Source organism: Methylobacterium sp. Leaf88, assembly GCF_001422795.1.
Classification (GTDB): domain Bacteria; phylum Pseudomonadota; class Alphaproteobacteria; order Rhizobiales; family Beijerinckiaceae; genus Methylobacterium.
The window spans coordinates 565,403-587,476 of sequence record NZ_LMMK01000012.1 but is presented as its reverse complement, the minus strand read 5'-3'; the positions used below and the strand labels follow the sequence as shown (position 1 = coordinate 587,476).

The window sequence follows — 22,074 nt, the reverse complement described above, 5'->3', positions numbered from 1 at the left end:
ATGGCCGCCTACGCGCTTCCCGCCCTCTATGCGGTGCTGGTCTGGTGGTTCTCCACCGGCCTGATCCTGCTCCTCGACCACCGCCCGCGCGCGACGCACGGGGTCAGCATGGCGGCGGGCACGGGCGTGCTCGCCCTGGCGCTGTGGGCCATCGGCGCCTCGGCCGGCGATGCCAGCGCGGGCGGCGCATACGTCGCCTTCACGGCGGCCCTGGTGGTCTGGGGCTGGCAGGAGATGAGCTACTACATGGGTTACGTCTCCGGCCCCCGGGCGGAGGGCTGCCCGCCCGACGCACGGGGCTTCCGGCGCTTTCGCGCGGCGGCGGCCACCAGCCTGTGGCACGAGGCGGCCATCGTCGCCGGCGGCCTCGCGATCCTGGTCCTGACCTGGCGCCAGCCGAACCTCTTCGCCCTGTGGACCTACCTCGTCCTGTGGGGGATGAATCTCTCCGCCCGGCTGAACCTCTTCCTCGGGGTGCGCAACCTCAACGCCGAATTCCTGCCCGAGCACCTCGCCTATCTCGGCAGCTACCTGCGGGTGCGCGCCATGAACCCGCTGTTCCCGGTCTCGGTGACGGCGGCCGGCCTCGCCACCGCCGCCCTGGTGCTGGCGGCCCTGGCCGAGGGCATCACCGCCCACGAAGTCGCCGGCCTCAGCATCCTGGCGACCCTGATGGCGCTGGCCACCCTGGAACACGGCTTCCTCATGCTGCCGCTGCCCTCGGCCGCTCTGTGGCAGTGGAGCCTGCCGAAACCGGACCGGGGCGGCCCGGTGTCCTCGCCCGTCCCGGCCGCGCGCGGGGAAAGCCCTCGCGTCGGCGAGCCCCGCCTCGCCGAGGCCGAGGGACGCTGAAACAGGTTCCCGGTCCGCGCGCGCGGACCGGCTCGATCGACGCCGCCGCGGCGGCAGGATGGGCGAGCGGGCCGAAACCCGCCGTGCAACGAGGGAAGGGGACGGGCATGAACTACGAAGAGATCTTCGGCTCTGCTTTGGCCGGCCTGCATCGCGAGGGTCGCTACCGCGTCTTCACCGACCTCGAACGGCAGGCGGGCCGCTTCCCGCACGCCACCCACCACACGCCGGCCGGCACGCGGCCCGTCACCGTCTGGTGCTCCAACGACTATCTCGGCATGGGCCAGAACCCGGCCGTGCTCGACGCCATGCACGAGGCCCTGGATCGCTGCGGCGCCGGTGCCGGGGGCACCCGCAACATCTCGGGCACCAACCATTACCACGTGCTCCTCGAGCGCGAGCTCGCCGACCTCCACGCCAAGGAGGCCGCGCTGCTCTTCACCTCCGGCTACGTCTCGAACTGGGCGGCTTTGGGCACCCTCGGGAGCCAGCTCCCCGGCTGCGCGATCTTCTCGGATGCCGGCAACCACGCCTCAATGATCGAGGGGATCAAGGCGAGCCGCGCCGAGCGCCACATCTTCCGCCATAACGACCCCGAGGATCTCGACCGCAAGCTGCGCCTCGTCGATCCGGGCAGCCCGAAGATCGTGGCCTTCGAGTCGGTCTACTCGATGGACGGCGACATCGCCCCGATCTCGGAGATCTGTGACGTGGCCGAGGCGCACGGCGCGCTCACCTACCTCGACGAGGTGCACGCCGTCGGCCTCTACGGGGCGCGCGGCGGCGGCATCTCGGAGCGCGACGGCCTCGCCCACCGCCTCGACGTGATCGAGGGCACGCTCGGCAAGGCCTTCGCGGTCCATGGCGGCTACATCACCGGCTCGGCCAAGCTCTGCGACTTCGTGCGCAGCTTCGCCTCCGGCTTCATCTTCACCACCTCGCTGCCGCCCGCCGTGGCGGCGGGGGCCGCGGCGAGCATCCGCCACCTCAAGGCGAGCGGAGCCGAGCGGGCCCGGCACCAGGAGCGGGTCGCCGCGGTGCGCGCCCGCCTCGACGCCGCCGGCATCCCCTATCTGCCGAACGACAGCCACATCGTGCCGGTGATGGTCTGCGATCCCGTGCTGTGCAAGGCGATCAGCGACACCCTGCTCGACGAGTTCGGCATCTACGTCCAGCCGATCAACTACCCCACCGTGCCCCGCGGCACCGAGCGCCTCCGGATCACGCCCTCGCCCCTGCATTCCGACTGCGACATCGACCACCTCGTCGGCGCGCTGAGCACGATCTGGGGCCGGATGGGCGTCCAGCGCGCGGCGGCCGAGTAGGACGCCCGCGAACCCTGCACCCCGTATGGGGGCAGGGGACCCCGCACACGGTCTCGCGCAAGGAAGATCAAGCCCATGATCGTGAATGGATCGATCCGAGCGATGTCCCTCAAACCGGTCTCCGCGACGCCTCCGAGCGAGACGCCGCCGATCCTCCGGGCCGCGGGGCCGGTCAAGGCGCCGCGGGCCCAAACGGCCTCGGCCACGCCGACCTTCCCGTTCTCGGCCATCGTCGGCCAGGACGAGATGCGCCGGGCACTGCTCATCGCGGCCGTCGACCCGTCGGTGGGCGGCGTGCTGGTGTTCGGCGACCGCGGCACCGGCAAGTCGACGGCGATCCGCGGCCTCGCCGCGCTGCTGCCGCCGATGGCGGCGGTGGCGGGCTGTCCCTATGCCTGCGATCCCGGCCGGCCGGCCGAGCACTGCTACCGCTGCCGCGAGCAGGTGGAGCTGCGCGCCGAATCTGTTCCTATCCCGGTGGTGGACCTGCCGCTGGGTGCCACCGAGGACCGGGTGGTCGGCGCCCTCGACCTGGAGCGCGCCCTGACCCGCGGCGAGAAGGCCTTCGAGCCGGGCCTGCTGGCCCGGGCCAATCGCGGCTTCCTGTACATCGACGAGGTCAACCTGCTGGAGGACCACCTCGTCGACCTCCTCCTCGACGTCGCCGCCTCCGGGGTGAACACCGTGGAGCGCGAGGGCCTGAGCATCCGCCACCCCGCGCGGTTCGTCCTCGTCGGTAGCGGCAACCCGGAGGAGGGGGAGCTGCGGCCCCAGCTCCTCGACCGCTTCGGCCTCGCCGTCGAGGTGACGACGCCCACCGACCTGCCGACCCGCATCGACGTGGTCCGCCGCCGCGACGCCTACGAGCGCGATCCGGTGGCCTTTTGCGCCGGCTACGCCAAGGCCGACCGCGCCATCCGCAAGGCGCTCACCGCCGCCCGCGCCCGGCTTCCCGCCCTTGCCGTGCCCGATGCCACCCTGGAGGCCGCCGCCCGCCTCTGCCTGGCGCTGGGCACCGACGGCCTGCGCGGCGAACTCACGCTGATGCGCACCGCCCGGGCGCTCGCCGCCTACGAGGGCGCCGAGACCGTGGGCCTCGACCACCTGGCCCGGATCGCCCCCTCGGCCCTGCGCCACCGCCTGCGCCGCAACCCCCTCGACGAATCGGGTTCCACCGCGCGGGTCGCCCGCGCCGTGGAGGACATCCTGGGCCAATGAGCCCCGCCTGGGCCGTCGCCCTGCGCGTGGCGCACCTCGTCGCCCGCGATCCACATGCCTGCGGCGGCGTCCTCGTCCGGGCCGGGGCCGGCCCGGTGCGGGACCTCTGGCTCGACCGTCTCGCAGGCGAACTCGCACCCGCCCGGCCCGTCCGCCGGATGCCGGCGGGCATCGCCGACGACCGCCTCCTCGGGGGACTCGACCTCGCCGCGACCCTGGCGGCGGGGCGGCCCGTCGCCCAGTCCGGCCTTCTGGCCGAGGCCGATGGCGGGCTCGTGGTGGTGCCCATGGCGGAGCGCCTGTCCTCCGGCACCGCCGCTCGCCTCGCCGCCGCGCTGGATGCCGGCGAGGTGCGCGCCGAGCGCGACGGACTGGCGGCGCGGACCCGCACGCGGATCGGCCTCATCCTCCTCGACGAGGGGGAGGGCGACGACGCCGCGGTTCCCGAGGCCCTGGCCGATCGCCTGGCCTTCCGCCTCGACCTGACCGGTCTCGCCTGGGGCGACACGCAAGGGGCGGCCACCGAAGGCGAGCCGGAACCGGACGACCCGGACCTCGAACCCGACGCCGCGGTCGCGGATCTCTGCGCGGTCGCGGCCGCGCTCGGCATCGCCTCCCTTCGGGCGCCCCTGCTGGCCCTGCGGATCGCCCGCCTGCTGGCGGGGCACAAGGCGCTTCGCGCGCGAGACGTTCGCGAGGCCGCCTGCCTCGTCCTCGCCCCGCGCGCGACGCGCCTGCCGTCGAGCCCGGAGGACGCGGAGGCGGCGCCGGCGGAGCGGCCCGAGTCGCCCGCATCGGACGGGACCGAGTCGTCCGATCAAGGTCTCGAACCGGGCGCCGAGAGCCTCGTCGAGGCCGCCCGCGCGGCAATTCCACCGGATCTCCTCGCCCGCCTGGGCGCGGCCGGCGCGGCGCCGTCCTCCCCGAAGGCCGGCCGCGTCGGCGCGGTGATGCAGGCCCCGCGCAGCGGACGTCCGGCCGGCACCCGGCCCGGCTCGCCGCGCACGGGCCGCCTCGCCCTCCTGCCGACCCTGCGGGCCGCCGCGCCCTGGCAGCGCCTGCGCTCCGGTGCGGAGGGAGCCCCGCGCCTGATCCAGGTGCGCAGCGACGATTTTCGCATCACGCGGTTCCGCCAGCGCAGCGAGACCACCACCATCTTCGCCGTGGATGCCTCCGGTTCGGCCGCCCTGGAGCGCCTGGCCGAGGCGAAGGGCGCCGTCGAGCTGCTCCTGGCCGAGGCCTATGTCAGGCGCGACAAGGTCGCCCTCGTCGCGTTCCGGGGCGCCGGGGCCGAGATCGTGCTGGCCCCGACCCGCGCCCTGGCGCGGGCCCGGCGCGGCCTCTCGGCCCTGCCGGGGGGCGGGGGCACGCCGCTCGCCTCCGGCCTCGACGCCGCCGGCACCCTCGCCCGCGCCGTCCGGCGCGGCGGCGGCACCCCCGTGGTGGTGGTGCTCACCGACGGGCGCGCCAACGTCGCCCGCTCCGGGGCGCCCGGCCGGGTCGCGGCCGGCGCCGAAGCCCTGAACGCCGCCGGCCTCCTGCGGGCCGACGCCATCCGGACGATCCTCATCGACACCGCGGCGCGACCGCAGGAGACCGCGCGGCGCCTCGCCGAAGCGATGGGCGCGCGCTATGTCCCGCTTCCCTATGCCGATGCCGCGGCCATGAGCACCGCGATCCGCTCGGCCCGCTGAAGGATCTGCGATGCCTGCGCCGAGCGACCGGCCCCAGTGGGAGCGCGACGGCGCGGATTGGCCCAACCGCGCCGCGAGCCGGTTCGTCCGCGCCGGCGACCTGACCTGGCACGTGCAGGAGTTCGGGGCGCCGGAGGCCCCCGTCGTTCTGCTCCTGCACGGCACCGGCGCGGCCACCCATTCCTGGGCCGGCCTCGCGCCGCTGCTCGCCGAACACTTCCGGGTCGTGGCCCCGGACCTGCCGGGCCACGGCTTCACGGATCCGCTGCCCGCCGGGCGCCTGTCCCTGCCCGGCATGGCCGGAGCGATTCGCGACCTCCTGCGGACCCTCGACCTGTCGCCGGACCTCGTGGTCGGGCATTCCGCCGGCGCGGCGATCCTGGTGCGGCTCTGCCTCGACGGGCTCGCGCCCCGGCTGCTGGTGGCCCTGAACGGCGCCCTGACGCCGTTTCCCGGCCTCGCCTCGGTGTTGTTCCCGGGGCTCGCCCGGATGCTGTTCCTGAACCCCGTCACCCCGAGGATCTTTGCCTGGACCGCCGACCGACCGGCGGTGGAGCGCCTGATCCGCGGCACCGGCTCGCGCCTCGACACCCGCGGCCTCGAACTCTACCGGCGCCTCTTCCGCTGCCCGGGCCACGTGGCCGGCGCCCTCGGCATGATGGCGAACTGGAACCTCGCCGCTCTCGACCGGGAGATCGGCCGGCTCGCGGTGCCGACGCTGCTGCTCGTCGGCGGCGACGACAGGGCGATCGCCCCCGAGACCGCCTTCGCCCTGAAGGACCGGCTGCCCGACGCCCGGGTCCGCCTCATCCGCAACCTCGGGCACCTCGCCCACGAGGAGGCGCCGGCGCGCGTGGCCGACGAGATCGTCGCGGCCTACCGGGAGCAGGTCGCCGTCCAACCGTCCGCCGGGACTTGACGCGGACGCAGCCCGGCCGCACCGACGGGCGCGAGGACGCCCGACTGGGGATGGTCCGATCTTGGATGTCCGACGACGGTGCCGGCCCGGCCCCAGTCGGGGAGGTTTCTGCCCATGGCCCTGACGCCCGTCACCCTCACCGGCCGGCACGTCGAACTCGTGCCGCTGGCGCACTACCACGCCCCGGCCCTGGCCGAGGCGGTGCAGGACGGCGAGCTCTGGCGCCTCTGGTACACGGCGATCCCCGCCCCGGAGACGATGGCGGCCGAGATCGAGCGCCGGCTCGGCTTGCGGGACCTCGGCACGATGCTGCCCTTCACCGTCCTCGACGGGCCCGGCGGGCGCCCCGTCGGGATGACCACCTACATGAACATCGACGCCGCCGGGCCGCGGGTGGAGATCGGCTCGACCTGGTACGCCGCGCGGGTCCAGCGCACCCATCTCAACACCGAGGCGAAGCGCCTGCTTCTGGGCCACGCCTTCGAGGCCCTCGGCTGCCTCGCCGTCGAGTTCCGCACCCATGTCCTGAACCAGGCGAGCCGGCGCGCCATCGAGCGCCTCGGGGCGCGCCTCGACGGCATCCTGCGCCACCACCAGCGCCTCGCGGACGGCTCCCTGCGGGACACCTGCGTCTACAGCATCGTCGCGCCGGACTGGCCCACCGTGCGGACCCACCTGACCTGGCAGCTCGCGAAGCCGCGCTAGCGTGGCCGCCACGAGCAGCGTGACCGCGACGACGAGTTCCTCGAACATGCGGGCATGACGGAGCCCCGGTTCGGACGAGCGCCGAGATCGAGGTGGCTTCGCGCGCCGATGGTCCGCAAGACGGGTCCGCGCCGAAATCGTCTCCGCCCGGTCCGAGGGAAATGGCTGGGGTTGGTCGGCTGTGTCCCGTAGCCATCGCGCGCCCGATGTCCGATGACGGGGGACCGGCGCGGATCGTGCGCCGGCCGCTCCAGCCGTCCGGGCTCGCCCGCCCCCAGGCTTCTCACGGAAGGGGACCCGACGATGTCCGGAACCACGAGCCTCCTCGCGTTCGCGGCGGTCGCCCTCGGCATGGCGCTGACGCCCGGGCCGAACATGGTCTACCTGATCTCGCGCTCGATCTGTCAGGGCCCGCGGGCGGGCCTGATTTCGCTCGGCGGCGTCGCCCTCGGGTTCGTGGTCTACATGCTGTGCGCCGCCTTCGGTCTCACCGCCCTGGTCCTGGCGGTGCCGTTTGCCTACGACGCGATCCGCATCGTCGGCGGCCTCTACCTGCTCTGGCTCGCCTGGCAGGCCGTGCGGCCCGGGGGACGCTCCCCCTTCGAAGTGAAGGCCCTGCCGCAGGACGGTCCCCGGAAGCTGTTCCTGATGGGCTTCCTGACGAACCTGCTCAACCCGAAGATCGCGGTGATGTACCTGTCGCTGCTGCCGCAGTTCATCGACCCGGCCCGGGGCAGCGTCTTCGCCCAGGCCCTCAGCCTCGGGGCGATCCAGATCGTCCTCAGCGTCGCGGTCAACGCCGCGATCGCGGTCTCGGCCGGGTCGATCGCCCTGTTCCTGAGGCGCCGGCCCTCGTTCGCCATGGTCCAGCGCTGGATCATGGGAACGGTCCTGGCCGGCCTCGCCGTCCGGATGATGACCGAGGCGCGGCGCTGACCCTTCGCCGGCTCCGGTGAGTTGCCGGACGGGTCGGGGCGGCGTGCCGGCGAGGCCGGCGCAGAATCGCGCTTGCGCCGGACGCCCTCCCGCGAATAGTGTCAGCCTATGTTGACACTCGCCGACTCGCCGAGCCTCGCGACGACCCGGTCTCCCCGCCCGCACGCGGTGGTGATCGGCAGCGGATTCGGGGGACTGGCGGCGGCGGTGCGTCTTGGCGCGCGCGGCTACCGGGTGACGGTGTTGGAGCGCCTGGACCAGCCCGGCGGGCGGGCCCGCGTCCACCGCCAGGACGGCTTCACCTTCGATGCCGGGCCGACCATCGTCACGGCGCCGTTCCTGTTCGAGGAACTCTGGACCCTGTGCGGGCGGCGCATGGCCGACGACGTCACCCTGGCGCCGATGCTGCCCTTCTACCGTATCCGCTTCCCGGACGGCGCCACCTTCGACTACAGCGGCGACCCGGAGGCGATGCGGGCGGAGGTGGCGCGGTTCTCGCCCGAGGACGTTCCCGGCTACGAGCGCTTCATGGAGCGCAGCGCCGCGATCTGCCGGATCGGGTTCGAGGAGCTCGGGCACGTCGCCTTCTCCTCGGTCCGCGACATGCTGCGGATCACGCCGTCGCTGCTGCGGCTGGGCGGTCACCGCTCGGTCTACGACCTCGTGGCGCGCCACATCCGCGACGAGCGCCTGCGCACGATCTTCAGCTTCCATCCCCTGCTGATCGGCGGCTCGCCCTTCCGGGCCAGCGCCATCTACTGCCTGATCGCCCATTTGGAGCGCCGCTGGGGGGTGCATTTCGCCATGGGCGGCACCGGCCGCCTGGTCGACGGACTCGTCGGGCTAATCGAGGGACAGGGCGGCACCCTGCGCTGCCGGGCCGACGTGGCCCGCATCGACGTCGCGGCCGGGGCGGCCACCGGCGTCACCCTCGCCGACGGCACCCGCATCGCCGCCGACATCGTCGTGTCGAACGCCGATTCCGCCGAGACCTACCTGTCGCTGCTCGGCGAGGAGGGCCGGTCCTGGCACCGGGCGAAGCTCAAGGCCTCGTCGTCCTCCATGGGCCTCTTCGTCTGGTACTTCGGCACGAATCGGCAGTTCCCCGACCTCGCCCACCACACCATCCTGATGGGGCCGCGCTATCGCGAACTGATCGAGGACATCTTCGTCCGGAAGGTGCTGGCGCCGGATTTCAGCCTGTACCTACACCGCCCCACCGCCACCGATCCGCTCCTGGCGCCGCCGGGCTGCGACGCGTTCTACGTGCTGGCGCCGGTGCCGAATCTTGCCGGCGGGCAGGACTGGTCGGTGCTTGCGGAGCCCTACCGCAAGGCCATCGCCGACAGCCTGGAGCGTTCGGTGATGCCGGGCCTCGCGGGTTCGATCGTGACCTCCCGCGTGACCACCCCCGCGGATTTCGCCGGCGACTTCCTGAGCTTTCGCGGCTCCGGCTTCGGCCTGGAACCCGTGCTGACGCAGTCGGCCTGGTTCCGGCCGCACAACGCCTCGTCGGCGTTCCGCAATCTCTACCTCGTCGGCGCGGGCACCCATCCGGGTGCCGGGCTTCCCGGCGTCCTGTCCTCGGCCAAGGTCCTCGACACGGTGGTGCCGAATGCGCGTCTCTTCGCCTGAAATCGTTCGGCCCGCCCGCCCGTTCTTCGACGCCGTCCGGCGCGAACCGGAGCGGCCGCCGCTCTGGGCGATACCCCATGCGGATGCCGCAGACCATGCCGCCTGCCGGGCCGCGATCCGGGACGGCTCGCGCAGCTTCTTTGCCGCCTCCGCCCTGCTGCCGGCCCGGGTCCGGCGGCCGGCCTACGGGCTCTACGCCTTCTGCCGCCTGTCCGACGACGCGGTGGACCATGCCCCGGCCCGCGACCGTCCGGCGGCCCTGGCGCGCCTCGCCACCCGCCTTGCTCGCATCTACGACGAAGCCCCTTCCGATTCCCCCGCCGACCGGGCCATGGCCGACCTCGTGGCCGGCCACACGCTGCCCCAGGCCCTGCCCGCCGCCCTCATCGAGGGGCTGGCCTGGGACGCGCAGGGGCGGCGCTACGAGACCCTGTCCGACCTCACCGCCTATGCGGCCCGGGTCGCCGGCAGCGTCGGTGCGATGATGACCGTGCTGATGGGCGTGCGCGACGCCGCCGTGCTCGCCCGGGCCTGCGACCTCGGCGTCGCCATGCAGTTCACCAACATCGCCCGCGACGTCGGCGAGGATGCCCGGGCCGGGCGCCTCTACCTGCCGCTCGCCTGGATGCGGGAGGCCGGCCTCGACCCGGACGCCTTCCTCGCCGATCCGGTCGCCGGCCCGGAACTGCGGGCGATCGTCGGTCGCCTGCTCGCCGTCGCCGACTCGCTCTACGCCCGGGCCGAGGCGGGCATTCCCGGGGTGCCCCTCGATTGCCGGCCCGCCATCCGCGCCGCCCGCCTGATCTACGCCGAGATCGGCCGCGACCTCGAGCGTGGCGGCCTCGACCCGGTCGCCACCCGCGCCCGCGTTCCCGGCCGGCGCAAGGCCGCCCTGATGGCCCGCGCCCTCCTGCCCCTGGCCGCCGCGCCGGGCCTGATCGAGCGAGACCTGGCCGAGCCGGCCCTGGCCGAGACCGCCTTCCTGGTGGAGGCCGTGGCCGCCCAGCCCGTGCCGGTGCCGACGGCCTGGTGGAACGTCCCCGCCCAGGCGGCCCGGGTCCTCGACCTCGTCGAGACCCTGCGGGCGCGCGAGGCCGCGCTGCCGGCCGGCCCGTGACCGACCCGCTCTTCGCCGCCTTCGACATCGGTCTCGTCTTCGCGCTCGCCCTCGGGCTGGCGACCTGGCAGCTCGTCGTCCTGAAGCGCGGCATCCGGCGCGACCGGGCGGCGGCCCAGCGCGCGGTGGCCGAGCGGGCGAAGGACCCGCCGGCCTGATCCGTTTCAGCGCGTCCGGCGCGGCATCCGGAACGGCAACATCAGCCGGACCAGCGGGTGACGGAAACGCGCGAGCGACAGGCTCTCGTGAACCGGGCGCACCGCCTCGCCGCGCAGGGTCGAGCGTAACCACGAGCGCGCATAGAACGGCGTGTCCTCGAAGGTCCGCGCGACCTCGGCACGCGCATCGTCGCTGCGCGTCTCGCGCGGCACGCGCCAGAACCGCGTCGGCGGCAGCGCGACACGCCGCGGCGGATCGATGTCCCGGGGCGTTCCGTCGGCGGCAAAGCACAGGGTGAGTTCCTGCCGGGTGCCGTCCGTCCGGTTCACGTCGTACAGGATCGCGGCCCCGTCGCGCAGGTCGGCACGGCACCAGGTCCAATCGCGAAATGCGGCCTCCAGCGACGTGTCGCCGTGGTTGGTGTCGAAGTAGGCGGTTCCGCGCCAGGCGATCTCGGGCTCCTCCAGCGCCACCTCCACCTGCGAAGAGGGCGCCATCGGCCACCAGCGGTGCTGGCCCCGCGCGTCGAGGGTGCGGGGGCCCGGCGTGAAGCCGCCCGGGCGCAGGCGTACCGTCCCCCGAACCCGCGAGGGGATCGGCGCTGTCACCTCGTCGAGGCGGATCGTCAGGGTTGTGCCGTCCCAGGACAGGCCGCTCGGACCGATTCGGATGTGGTCCGCATCCCGGTGGAGGCTCGCACGGCCCCGCTCGGTCATGCAGAAGCGGTTGGCCCGCTCCCCGTAGAGCACGACGTTGACGGCGCAGTGATCGAAGGGGTCGCGGGCGGGGTCCCAGGCGTAATAGGGCGAAAACACGCTGCCGATGAAGGCGATGATGGTCAGGCCCTGGCGGCCGTCCTCGCTCAGGGCATCGACGTACCACCAGACGTAGCCGTCGCGATCCACCCGCGTATCGAAGCGCGGGCGCCGCTCCGGTCCCGCAGCAGGCTGTCCGCCGCGATCCGCCCGGACTGCGCCGCCATCGGCACCCCCGGACCCGGATGGACGCTCCCCCCCGCGAGGTAGAGGCCCGGAATCCGCGTGCGGGCCCCCGGGCGCTTGAACGAGGCCATCCAGCCGTGGGACGCCCGTCCGTAGAGGGCGCCCGCCGATCCCGGGAACAGGCGCGCGAATTCCGCCGGACCCGTCGTCGCCGAATCCGCCGTCTCCGAGAGGGTCAATCCGCTCGCGCTCAGGCGCTGCCGCATCGTGGTCACGCATGTCTCGATCTCCGAGGGGCTGAAGGTCCGGGCCGGGGCATTGACGAGGCAGAGCAGGCGCTCGGGCCGTCCTGACGGCACGTTCGCGTCGGTGCGATCCTGCGCGCAGACGTAGACGGTGGGATCGTCCGGCAGATGCCCGGCACGGATGCGCGCGAACTCCGCGGCGGAGTCGCCCGAGAAGAACACCGTGTGCCGCGAGAGCGGAAAGCCTTCGGCGCGGGCCTGCGCGCAGAGCGTGACCGCCGAGAGCGACAGCTCGGAGGCCGGGACGGTCTCGGCCGCCCGGGCGGCGTCGCGTCCGAGCAGGCCGTCGGCCAGGGCCGCCACATCGGCATTGCAGACGACGGCATCCGCGGTCAGCCGCTCGCCGTCGTCGAGATCGACGCCGACGACGCGGCCGCCCTGCACGGCGATGCCCCGCGCAGCCGTCCCGTAGCGGAATCCGGCGCCGCGCTCCGCCGCCAGATCGGCGACCGCGGCGGCGAGGCGGCTGAGGCCGCCGGCCACGTGCCAGACGCCCTCGCTCTCCACATGGGCCACCAGCATCAGGGTCGCGGGGGCCGCGAAGGGCGACGAGCCGCAATAGGTCGCGTAGCGGCCGAAGAGCTGGCGCAGGCGCGGGTCTTCGAAGTAGTCGCCCAGCGCGCGCCACAGGGTCGTGAAGGGCTGGATTCGCCAGAGGTCGCCCAGTCCCGAGAGGCCGGCCCGGCGGGTCAGATCGATCGGGCTCGGGCGCTCGCCACGAATGAAGGGCCCCTCCAGGGTGGCGTAGACCTCGGCCGCCCGGGCGCGGAACCGGCGGTATCCGTCGCGCTCGCGCGGCCCGGCGAAGTCCGCGATGGCCGTCTCGGAGGCGTTCGGATCGGCGTGGAGGTCGAGCTGTTCGCCCGGTCCCCAGGCGTGGCGGGCCAGGATCGTGGCCGGCTCCAGCCCGACATGGGCGGCGAGATCCGCACCGCATTCGGCGAAGATCTCCTCGAAGACCCAGCGCATCGTGAACACGGTCGGACCGGCATCGACCGCCGCCTCGCCCACCGGCACGCGTCGCATCTTGCCGCCCGGCCGCTGCGCCCGCTCCAGCACCGTCACGTCGAGGCCCGCATGGGCGAGCCGCAGGGCCGCCACCAGACCTCCGATCCCCGCGCCGATGATGACGATCCTCACGTGGTTCCCTCCCGTCAAGTAAATCTGACTTGACAACTGTCAATTAATAATGACACTTTTGATGTCAGAGAACAAGCGGCATGGGAGTTACGGCCAATGGACGCCAACCGTCGCATCGAGCAGGCCCTCGACGCCGCCGTTTCCCACCTGGAAGCACCCGGAGCGCCGCCACGACTCGCGGAGTCGATCCGCTACGCCGTCTTCCCCGGCGGACACCGGATCCGCCCCCGCCTGTGCCTGTCGGTGGCGCGCGCCTGCGGTGACGACGATCCGGCAGCCTCGGACGCAGCGGCGGCAGCCATCGAACTTCTGCACTGTGCCTCCCTGGTCCACGACGATCTGCCGTGCTTCGACGACGCGCCCCTTCGGCGCGGCCAGCCGTCCGTCCATGCGGCCTTCGGCGAGCCCCTGGCGGTGCTGACGGGCGACGCCCTCATCGTGTCCGCCTTCGAGACGCTTGCGCGCGGCGCGGCCCGGAATCCGAAGCGGCTCGCCGCCCTGGTCGGCCTCGTGGCCCGGGCGGCCGGTTCGCCCTCCGGGATCGCTGCCGGTCAGGCCTGGGAGTCTGAGCCGACCGTGGCGTTGACCGAGTATCAACAGGCCAAGACCGGGGCCCTATTCGCCGCCGCGACGGTCACGGGGGCCGCCGCGGCGGGCGTACCGTCGCTCCCGTGGCGTCTCCTCGGCGAATGCCTGGGCGAGGCCTACCAGGTGGCCGACGATCTGCGCGACGTCGCCTGCCGTCAGGAAGAGGTCGGCAAGCCCGTTGGCCGCGACTCGACGCTCGGTCGCCCGAACGCCGCCGCGCTCCTCGGGATGAGCGGGGCGCTCACGCGCCTGAAGCGCCTGGTGCGCGAGGCGATTGAGGTGATTCCCGATTGCCCGGGCGCCGAGACGCTGCGCGCCGAGATCGAGGCGCAGACGCGGCTCTTCCTGCCGGCGAGCCTGGCACGGGAGTTGGCGTAAGGTGGCGCGCGGCGCCACCCTCGATCCACCGGCCCGGGCCGGCGCCGGTGGCCTTCGGGCGCGCTGGTACGCGTTACGGGCCCGCCTCGTCGCCGATCCGCGATTCCAGCGCTGGGCGGCCGGCTTTCCCCTGACGCGGCGGATCGCCCAGGCGCGGACGCGCGCCCTGTTCGATCTCTGCGCGGGCTTCACCTATTCGCAGACCCTGTTCGCCTGCGTTCGGCTCGATCTCTTCGGCATGCTGTCGGAGGGTCCGGTGCCGGAAGCGGCGCTCGCCCACCGGATGGGGCTCGCGCCCGAGGCCGGGACGCGTCTCCTCAAGGCCGCGGCCTCCCTCGGGTTGATCCGCCGGCTGCCGGACGGCCACTGCCTCCTGGCCGATCTCGGCGCCGCCCTGGTGGGGAACCCCGCGATCGGCCGGATGATCGAGCACCACGCGCTGCTCTACGAGGACCTGCGCGACCCCGTGGCCCTCCTGCGGGGCGAGGCGGGACCGACCCGTCTCGCCGGGTACTGGCCCTATGCGTCCGGAGACGGGCCCGATCTGCAGGGCGACGCGGTCGCGTCCTACAGCGGGCTGATGTCGGCCTCCCAGGCGCTGATCGCGGAGGATATCCTCAAGGCCTACCCGATGCGGCGCCACCGCTGCCTCATGGATGTCGGCGGCGGCGAGGGCGCCTTCCTGGCGGCGGCCGGCCGCGTCGCGCCGGACCTTCAGCTCAGGCTCTTCGACCTGCCGGCGGTGGCCGATCGCGCCGAGGAGCGCATGATGCGCGCCGGGCTCGCGGGCCGCTTCGAGGCCTTCGGCGGCAGCTTCCGGACGGACCCGCTCCCGCCCGGTGCCGACGCGATCACCCTGGTGCGGGTGGTGCACGATCACGACGACGCGACCGTCCGCATCCTGCTCGCGGCGGTACGCGAAGCGCTTCCCCCCGGCGGGCGTCTCATCCTCGCCGAGCCCATGAGTGGCACGCCCGGCGGCGAGCCCATCACGGACGCCTATTTCGGCCTCTACCTTCTCGCGATGGGCAGCGGGCGGTGCCGCTCCGCGCGGGAACTCAGGGCGCTTCTCTCCGAAGCAGGCTTCCGGCGCACCGTCGAGGTCGCAACGCGCCGTCCCCTGCTGACGCGCCTGTTGGTGTCAACGCGATAAGCCATGTCCGGTGTAAGTTTGTCTTGACGTTCCAGAGTGTCTATCTAGGATGACATAAGGGTTCGGGACTGAACGAACCGAGTCGTTGGATGGGGGGAGGTCAGGCGCGATGCAGACAGATGCCGTCGTCCTCCGCGATCCCGGTCGGATCAGCCTGGAATGCCTGGCTCTCGATGCTCCCACGGCGACCGATGCGGTCGTGGCGATCCGCTGGAGCGGCATCAGCACCGGAACCGAGCGCCTCCTCTGGTCGGGCCGGATGCCGTCGTTTCCCGGCATGGGCTACCCGCTGGTGCCCGGCTACGAGTCCGTGGGCGAGGTCGTCGAGGCCGGGGTCGCGAGCGGCGTCCGGGTCGGGCAGACGGTGTTCGTTCCCGGCGCGCGATGCTTCGGTCCGGTCCGCGGATTGTTCGGCGGGGCCGCGTCCCACCTCGTCAGCGCCGGCGAGCGCCTCGTTCCCATCGACGACGCGTGGGGCGAGCGCGGAACCCTGATCGCCCTGGCCGCCACCGCGCGGCACGCCCTGGCGGGGATCGACCTGCGCCAGCCGCTCCTCGTCATCGGCCACGGTGTCCTCGGCCGCCTCGTCGCGCGGATCGCTCAGGCCCTCGGGGGGACGCCGCAGGTTTGGGAGACCAACCCGGTGCGGCGCGCGAGCGAGGGTCCCTATCCCGTCCTCGCTCCGGACGACGATGCGCGGCGCGACTACGCCACGATCCTCGATGTCAGCGGCGATTCCACGATCCTCGATACGGGGATCGCGCGCCTCGCGCCCGGTGGCGAGGTCGTTCTCGCCGGGTTCTACGAAGACCGCCTCGGCTTCGCCTTCGCGCCGGCCTTTCTCCGGGAAGCCCGGATCCGCGTCGCCGCCCAGTGGCGGCCGGAGGATCTCGCCGCGACCCTCGCGCTCATCGCCGAGGAGCGCCTCTGCCTCGACGACCTCGTCACCCATCGGCGCCCGGCCGCGGACGCACCGGACGCCTATCGCACGGCCTTCGGCGACGCCGGATGCCTGAAGATGATCCTGGATTGGAGAGCCGCATGAACATCCAGCTGAAGGCCACGCAGCTGAACGGCGGCGCCCTGACGGCTTCCGAGAGCCTTCGCGCCGAGGCCGGCATCGAGCCGGATCCCGTGCCGGTGGCCGCCTCCAAGGAGACGCAGATCATCGCGATCTACGGCAAGGGTGGCATCGGCAAGTCGTTCACCCTCGCCAATCTCAGCTACATGATGGCCCAGCAGGGCAAGAAGGTCCTGCTGATCGGCTGCGACCCGAAGAGCGACACGACCTCGCTGCTGTTCGGCGGACGCGCCTGCCCGACGATCATCGAGACGTCGACCAAGAAGAAGCTCGCCGGCGAGCAGGTCGCCATCGGCGACGTCTGCTTCAAGCGCGACGGCGTCTACGCCATGGAGCTCGGCGGCCCCGAGGTCGGGCGAGGCTGCGGCGGGCGCGGCATCATCCACGGCTTCGAATTGCTGGAAAAGCTCGGCTTCCACGAATGGGGCTTCGACTACGTCCTGCTCGACTTTCTCGGAGACGTGGTCTGCGGCGGCTTCGGCCTGCCGATCGCCCGCGACATGTGCCAGAAGGTCATCGTCGTCGGCTCGAACGATCTCCAGTCGCTCTACGTCGCCAACAACGTCTGCTCGGCAGTGGAATACTTCCGCAAGCTCGGCGGCAACGTCGGTGTCGGAGGCCTCGTCATCAACAAGGACGACGGCACCGGCGAGGCGCAGGCCTTCGCGGCCGCCGTCGGCATCCCGGTCCTGGCCTCGATCCCGGCCGACGACGACATCCGCAGGAAGAGCGCGAACTACGAGATCATCGGACGGCCCGAGAGCCCCTGGGGCTCCCTGTTCTCCGATCTCGCCCAAAACGTCCACGCGGCGGCGCCGAACCATCCGACGCCCCTCAGCCAGGACGGTCTCCTCGGCCTGTTTAAGGGCGAGGCCGTCGGCCGGGGCGTCACCCTGGTGCCCGCCACCTTCGCGGACATGTGCGGCACGACGCGGGTCGTGAAGCCGTCCCTCGAAGTCGTCTACGACGAGGTCTGACGCATCATGGCCGTCACCCTCGACATCGCCGACCTCCGCGCCCGCCAGACCCTTCGCGCCGGCCATGAGCGCCCGGCTTCGACCCTGGCCCCCGTCGCGGCCCCGGCCGAGGTGGTGAACCTCGCCGCCGCGAAGGCGGACGGCCTGGGCTGCCACTCGGGCAAAGCGACGATGCGGGCAGCGGCCGAGGCCGCCGGCATGTCCGAGACGCTCGAGCAGCTTCGGACGGACTACCCCGCCGGCCCGCACGACCAGCCCCAGAGCATGTGCCCCGCTTTCGGCTCGCTCCGGGTCGGCCTGCGGATGCGCCGCACGGCGACGATCCTCTCGGGCTCGGCCTGCTGCGTCTACGGCCTGACCTTCACGTCGCATTTCTACGGCGCCAGGCGGAGCGTGGGCTACGTGCCCTTCAACTCCGAGACCCTGGTCACCGGCAAGCTGTTCGAGGACATCCGCGAGGCGGTGTTCCAGGTGGCCAAACCCGCCGACTACGACGCCGTCGTCGTCATCAACCTCTGCGTTCCCACCGCCTCGGGCGTGCCCCTGCGCCTCCTGCCGAAGGCGATCAACGGGGTCCGCATCATCGGCATCGACGTGCCGGGCTTCGGGGTGCCGACCCATGCCGAGGCCAAAGACGTGCTCGCCGGGGCGATGCTGAAGTTCGCCCGCACGGAGGCCGAGCAGGGTCCCGTCCAGGCGCCCCGCACGGGGCGGGCCGAGCGCCCGACCGTGGCCCTCCTCGGCGAGATGTTTCCGGCCGACCCGGTCGTCATCGGCGGCCTGCTGGAGCCCCTCGGACTCAGCCCCGGACCGGTGGTGCCGACGCGGGAATGGCGCGAACTCTACGCGGCCCTCGACTGCACGGCGGTCGCGGCGATCCACCCGTTCTACACCGCTTCCATCCGGGAATTCGCCGCCGCCGGCCGCCCCGTCGTGGGTTCGGCCCCGGTCGGCCATGACGGCACCGCCGACTGGCTCGACCGGATCGGCGAAGCCTGCGCGGTGCCCCGTGCCACCGTCGAGGCCGCCAAGAACCGGCTCCTGCCGATGATCCGGGGCGCGCTCGCCGCCAACCCCATCAAGGGCCGGATCACCCTGTCGGGCTACGAGGGGTCCGAACTGCTGGTCGGGCGCCTCCTCGTCGAGAGCGGCGCGGACCTGGCCTATGTGGGCACCGCCTGCCCGCGCACGCCCTATTCGGAGGCCGACCAGGCCTGGCTTGAGGCACGCGGCGTCACGGTGCGCTACCGCGCCTCCCTGGAGGACGACCTCGGCGCCATGCGGGACGCGCGGCCGGACCTCGCCATCGGCACCACGCCGGTGGTGCAGAAGGCCAAGGCCCTCGGCATCCCGGCCCTCTACTTCACCAACCTGATCTCGGCCCGCCCGCTGATGGGCGTCGCCGGCGCCGGGTCGCTGGCCAAGGTCATCAACGCGGCGCTCGGCAACCGCGGTCGCTTCGATGCCATGCGGGCCTTCTTCGACGGGGTCGGCGAGGGTCATGCCGCCGGCATCTGGGAGGATGTGCCCAAGCTCCGCCGGAACGTCGCCTCGGCCGTGCGGGCCAAGCCCGCGCCGGGACAGTTCGAACACGCGCCGATCGGGGAGATGGCCTGATGCTCGTCCTCGATCACGACCGGGCGGGCGGCTACTGGGGCGCCGTCTACGTTTTCACCGCCATCAAGGGTCTGCAGGTCGTCATCGACGGCCCGGTGGGCTGCGAGAACCTGCCGGTGACCTCGGTGCTGCACTACACCGACGCCCTGCCGCCGCACGAACTGCCCATCGTGGTGACGGGCCTGGCCGAGGAGGAACTCGGCCGCCACGGCACCGAGGCCGCGATGAAGCGGGCCCACGCCACTCTCGATCCCGCCCAGCCGAGCGTGGTCGTCACCGGCTCCATCGCCGAGATGATCGGCGGCGGCGTCACGCCGGAGGGCACCAACCTCCAGCGCTTCCTGCCGCGCACCATCGACGAGGATCAGTGGCAGGCCGCCGACCGGGCCATGGCCTGGCTCTGGAACGAGTACGGCGCCAAGCGCTTCGCCAAGAAGGGCATCCCGGCCCGGCCCGCCCGCAGCGAGGGCGTGAAACCGCGGGTGAACCTGATCGGGCCGGCCTACGGCACCTTCAACATGCCCTCGGACCTCGCCGAGATCCGGCGCCTCGTCGAGGGCATCGGCGCCGAGGTGAACCTCGTCTTTCCCCTCGGCTCGCACCTCGCCGACGTGCCCGCTCTGGTGAACGCGGATGCCAACATCTGCCTCTACCGCGAGTTCGGCCGCCTGCTCTGCGAGGCCCTGGAGCGCCCCTACTTCCAGGCGCCCATCGGCATCCATTCGACCACGCGGTTCCTGCGCGCGCTCGGCGAGGCCCTCGGCCTGGACCCCGAGCCGTTCATCGCCCGCGAGAAGCACACCACGATCAAGCCGGTCTGGGACCTGTGGCGCTCGGTGACCCAGGATTTCTTCGGCACGGCGAGCTTCGGGATCGTGGCCTCCGAGACCTACGCGCGCGGCGTCCGGCACTTTCTCGAGGACGAGATGGGGCTGCCCTGCCACTTCGCCGTGGCTCGCAAGGCGGGTGCGAAGACCGACAACGCCGAGATCCGCGACCTCATCGCGAAGACCCCGCCTCTGGTGCTGTTCGGCTCCTTCAACGAGCGGATGTACGCGGCCGAGGCCGGTGCCCGGGCGGTGTTCGTGCCGGCCTCGTTCCCCGGCGCGATCATCCGGCGCCACACCGGCACGCCCTTCATGGGGTTCGCCGGCGCGACCTACCTCGTCCAGGAGGTCTGCAACGCCCTGTTCGACATGCTCTTCCACATCCTGCCGCTGGCCCGCGACATGGACAGGGTCGAGGCGACCCCGGCGCGGCTCCACCGGGAGCTGCCCTGGGACGAGGCGGCCCGGGCCCGTCTCGACGAACTCGTCGAGGCCCATCCCGTGCTGGTGCGGATCTCGGCGGCCAAGCGCCTGCGTGATGCCGCCGAGCGCGTCGCGCGCGGCGAGGGCGGAGGCCGGGTGATCGCCGATCACGTCGAGCGCGCCCGCGCCGAGGCCAGCCTGGGAGCCGCCGCATGAGCGCGCGTCCCGGCCTCGGCGCCCATTCCCTTTCCGATTGGAACGGCGCGGCGCCGTCCAAGCGGTCGATGCCGACCCCGCGCGTCCCGACCCGGACGCGTCCCGCCGCGGAACGCCGAGAGGAGACCCATCCCATGCAACGTTCGCTCAATCCGGTGTCGCGCCTGCATCAGGACGAGGTCCAGTTCCGGATCATCCTGGCCAGCACCTATCCGTTCTTCCTCATCGCGGCGCTGGTGCAGCGCGTGATCCCGCAGGCCCGGACGGCGCTGCCGCAGCGGCGGCGGTCGGTCTTCGCCGAGGCCCGGGCGATGGCCGTCTCGGCCATTCCCTTCGTGTTCATGGGCTGACTTCGCCCTCGGGTCGAGGCGTTCCGCCCGCCCCCGATCGACCTCCCGTCCGAACAGGCGGGAAGGACCGCCGAGGCCGCTCCGCGCGGTCCGGTGACACCCACCGTACCCGGACGTGCGGGCGCGGCTAGCCAAAGCGGAGGTTTGACCCAATGGCCAATGGCATTGTCGAGAAACCGAGCAGCCTGTCCGGGCTGACGGAACCGGAAGCCAAGGAGTTCCACGCGATCTTCTTGACCAGCTTCATCATCTTCACGGCGATCGCCGTGGTCGCCCACATCCTCGTGTGGCTGTGGCGCCCCTGGCTGCCCGGACCGAAGGGCTACGCCGCCCTCGAGACGGCCGCCCAGGGCGTCGCCTCCCTGCTCTCCTGAGAAGGACCCTCATCATGCACAAGGTCTGGCTTCTCTTCGATCCGCGCCGCACCCTGGTGGCGCTCTTCACCTTCCTCTTCATTCTGGCGCTGCTGATCCACTTCATCTTGCTCAGCACCGACCGGTTCAATTGGCTGGAAGGTCCCAAGGCGCCGCGCGCCGCCAACGCGCAGACGCTGGTTCTGCCCACGATGCCCGCCTGACCGGCGCGCACCGCAAGCACGGATGATCGGCGGGCGGGCCCCAAAAGCCCCCCGTCGGCCATCGCCGACAGACGTGGTCGAGAGACGTGGTGGAGCGGGGAGGTCGCGATGGCGATGCTGAGTTTCGAGCGAAAATACCGCATCCGCGGCGGCACCCTGGTCGGCGGCGACCTGTTCGATTTCTGGGTCGGGCCATTCTACGTCGGCTTCTTCGGCGTCACGACGCTGTTCTTCTCGGTGCTTGGAACGGCGCTGATCATCTACGGTGCGGCGCTCGGACCGACCTGGAACATCTGGCAGATCAACATCGCGCCGCCCGATCTGAAGTACGGGCTCGCCCTGGCGCCGCTCCAGGAGGGCGGCCTCTGGCAGATCATCACCTTCTGCGCCGTCGGCGCCTTCTCGTCCTGGGCCCTGCGCGAGGTCGAGATCTGCCGCAAGCTCGGCATCGGCTACCACGTGCCCTTCGCCTTCGCGGTGGCGATCTTCGCCTATGTGACCCTGGTCGTGGTCAGGCCGCTCCTGATGGGCGCCTGGGGGCACGGGTTCCCCTACGGCATCCTCAGCCACCTCGATTGGGTCTCGAACACCGGCTACCAGTACCTGCACTTCCACTACAATCCCGCGCACATGCTGGCGGTGACGTTCTTCTTCACCACGACGCTCGCGCTCTCGCTGCACGGCTCGCTGATCCTGTCCTCGACCAATCCGGGCAAGGGCGAGGTGGTGAAGACTCCCGAGCACGAGGACACGTTCTTCCGCGACACCATCGGCTACTCGATCGGCACGCTCGGCATCCACCGGCTCGGCCTGTTCCTGGCGCTGTCGGCCGGCTTCTGGAGCGCCGTCTGCATCGTCATCAGCGGCCCGTTCTGGACCCGCGGCTGGCCCGAATGGTGGGGCTGGTGGCTCAATCTCCCCGTCTGGCGCTGATCTCGGAA

22 protein-coding genes are annotated in these 22,074 nt (G+C 72.4%); 20 read left to right on the top strand and 2 right to left on the bottom strand.

Features of this window, described 5'->3' with window-relative positions; all coding sequences use genetic code 11:
- The 10 genes from puhE (at position 1) to ASF20_RS23930 (ending at position 10,559) form a co-directional block, all read left to right on the top strand.
- A complete protein-coding gene (puhE, locus tag ASF20_RS09120; protein WP_082487674.1) occupies positions 1-852 on the top strand; it encodes a putative photosynthetic complex assembly protein PuhE in 852 nt (283 codons plus the stop codon).
- A gap of 107 nt (positions 853-959) precedes the next feature.
- Positions 960-2,177 (top strand): 5-aminolevulinate synthase, encoded by a 1,218-nt coding sequence (gene hemA, locus ASF20_RS09115; protein ID WP_056273176.1) that lies wholly within the window; start codon positions 960-962, stop codon positions 2,175-2,177.
- 102 nt (positions 2,178-2,279) lie between these two features.
- The gene (gene bchI, locus ASF20_RS09110) at positions 2,280-3,395 is read left to right on the top strand and encodes a magnesium chelatase ATPase subunit I (RefSeq protein WP_082501275.1); all 1,116 of its coding nucleotides are present in this window, start codon (positions 2,280-2,282) and stop codon (positions 3,393-3,395) included.
- Complete coding sequence (locus ASF20_RS09105) at positions 3,392-5,089, top strand: magnesium chelatase subunit D (RefSeq protein WP_056273173.1); 1,698 nt, start codon at positions 3,392-3,394, stop codon at positions 5,087-5,089. The genes bchI and ASF20_RS09105 overlap by 4 nt, the downstream gene beginning before the upstream one ends.
- 10 nt (positions 5,090-5,099) lie before the next feature.
- The gene (gene bchO / locus ASF20_RS09100; RefSeq protein WP_056273169.1) at positions 5,100-6,008 is read left to right on the top strand and encodes an alpha/beta fold hydrolase BchO; all 909 of its coding nucleotides are present in this window, start codon (positions 5,100-5,102) and stop codon (positions 6,006-6,008) included.
- 114 nt (positions 6,009-6,122) lie between these two features.
- On the top strand, positions 6,123-6,713 hold the full coding sequence (locus tag ASF20_RS09095; protein WP_056273166.1) for a GNAT family protein: 591 nt from the start codon (positions 6,123-6,125) through the stop codon (positions 6,711-6,713).
- A 303-nt stretch (positions 6,714-7,016) separates the two neighbouring features.
- Positions 7,017-7,649 (top strand): LysE family translocator, encoded by a 633-nt coding sequence (locus tag ASF20_RS09090; RefSeq protein ID WP_056273162.1) that lies wholly within the window; start codon positions 7,017-7,019, stop codon positions 7,647-7,649.
- A 108-nt stretch (positions 7,650-7,757) separates the two neighbouring features.
- Complete coding sequence (locus ASF20_RS09085; protein ID WP_056273159.1) at positions 7,758-9,284, top strand: phytoene desaturase; 1,527 nt, start codon at positions 7,758-7,760, stop codon at positions 9,282-9,284.
- Entirely contained in the window at positions 9,265-10,401 is a 1,137-nt protein-coding gene (locus tag ASF20_RS09080) for a phytoene/squalene synthase family protein (protein WP_056273155.1), read from the top strand. The genes ASF20_RS09085 and ASF20_RS09080 overlap by 20 nt, the downstream gene beginning before the upstream one ends.
- Positions 10,398-10,559, top strand: coding sequence for a hypothetical protein (locus ASF20_RS23930; protein ID WP_156394230.1), 162 nt, complete (start codon positions 10,398-10,400; stop codon positions 10,557-10,559). The genes ASF20_RS09080 and ASF20_RS23930 overlap by 4 nt, the downstream gene beginning before the upstream one ends.
- A 6-nt stretch (positions 10,560-10,565) precedes the next feature.
- Here the strand turns inward: ASF20_RS23930 and ASF20_RS09075 are convergent, their stop codons facing one another.
- Together ASF20_RS09075 and crtD are read right to left on the bottom strand one after the other, a co-directional pair.
- Positions 10,566-11,465, bottom strand: a complete 900-nt coding sequence (locus tag ASF20_RS09075; protein ID WP_200927206.1) for a carotenoid 1,2-hydratase — start codon at positions 11,463-11,465, stop codon at positions 10,566-10,568.
- A complete protein-coding gene (gene crtD, locus ASF20_RS09070) occupies positions 11,423-12,946 on the bottom strand; it encodes a 1-hydroxycarotenoid 3,4-desaturase CrtD (RefSeq protein WP_244476364.1) in 1,524 nt (507 codons plus the stop codon). The genes ASF20_RS09075 and crtD overlap by 43 nt, the downstream gene beginning before the upstream one ends.
- 96 nt (positions 12,947-13,042) lie before the next feature.
- Between crtD and ASF20_RS09065 the strand changes: the two genes are divergently transcribed.
- The 10 genes from ASF20_RS09065 to pufL all read left to right on the top strand — a co-directional run bounded on the left by ASF20_RS09065 (position 13,043) and on the right by pufL (position 22,066).
- Complete coding sequence (locus ASF20_RS09065; protein WP_056219143.1) at positions 13,043-13,912, top strand: polyprenyl synthetase family protein; 870 nt, start codon at positions 13,043-13,045, stop codon at positions 13,910-13,912.
- Position 13,913: 1 nt separating this feature from the next.
- A complete protein-coding gene (locus ASF20_RS09060) occupies positions 13,914-15,065 on the top strand; it encodes a methyltransferase (protein WP_056273152.1) in 1,152 nt (383 codons plus the stop codon).
- A gap of 109 nt (positions 15,066-15,174) precedes the next feature.
- Positions 15,175-16,110 carry a chlorophyll synthesis pathway protein BchC gene (gene bchC / locus ASF20_RS09055; protein ID WP_056273148.1) on the top strand — a complete coding sequence of 312 codons (936 nt, stop codon included), beginning with the start codon at positions 15,175-15,177 and terminating at the stop codon, positions 16,108-16,110.
- Positions 16,107-17,123 (top strand): chlorophyllide a reductase iron protein subunit X, encoded by a 1,017-nt coding sequence (locus ASF20_RS09050; protein WP_056273142.1) that lies wholly within the window; start codon positions 16,107-16,109, stop codon positions 17,121-17,123. Before bchC ends, ASF20_RS09050 begins: the two co-directional genes overlap by 4 nt.
- Positions 17,124-17,129: 6 nt before the next feature.
- Positions 17,130-18,740, top strand: a complete 1,611-nt coding sequence (gene bchY / locus ASF20_RS09045) for a chlorophyllide a reductase subunit Y (RefSeq protein WP_056273141.1) — start codon at positions 17,130-17,132, stop codon at positions 18,738-18,740.
- Positions 18,740-20,206: a chlorophyllide a reductase subunit Z gene (bchZ, locus tag ASF20_RS09040; protein WP_056273136.1), complete on the top strand. Its 1,467-nt coding sequence runs from the start codon at positions 18,740-18,742 to the stop codon at positions 20,204-20,206. Before bchY ends, bchZ begins: the two co-directional genes overlap by 1 nt.
- 134 nt (positions 20,207-20,340) lie before the next feature.
- Complete coding sequence (locus ASF20_RS09035) at positions 20,341-20,556, top strand: hypothetical protein (protein WP_055956535.1); 216 nt, start codon at positions 20,341-20,343, stop codon at positions 20,554-20,556.
- Between the two features lie 152 nt (positions 20,557-20,708).
- Positions 20,709-20,930, top strand: coding sequence for a light-harvesting antenna LH1, beta subunit (gene pufB, locus ASF20_RS09030; RefSeq protein ID WP_056273133.1), 222 nt, complete (start codon positions 20,709-20,711; stop codon positions 20,928-20,930).
- 14 nt (positions 20,931-20,944) lie between these two features.
- Positions 20,945-21,133, top strand: coding sequence for a light-harvesting antenna LH1, alpha subunit (gene pufA, locus ASF20_RS09025; protein WP_018043293.1), 189 nt, complete (start codon positions 20,945-20,947; stop codon positions 21,131-21,133).
- 108 nt (positions 21,134-21,241) lie between these two features.
- The gene (pufL, locus tag ASF20_RS09020) at positions 21,242-22,066 is read left to right on the top strand and encodes a photosynthetic reaction center subunit L (RefSeq protein ID WP_056219170.1); all 825 of its coding nucleotides are present in this window, start codon (positions 21,242-21,244) and stop codon (positions 22,064-22,066) included.
- Positions 22,067-22,074 lie beyond the last annotated feature (8 nt).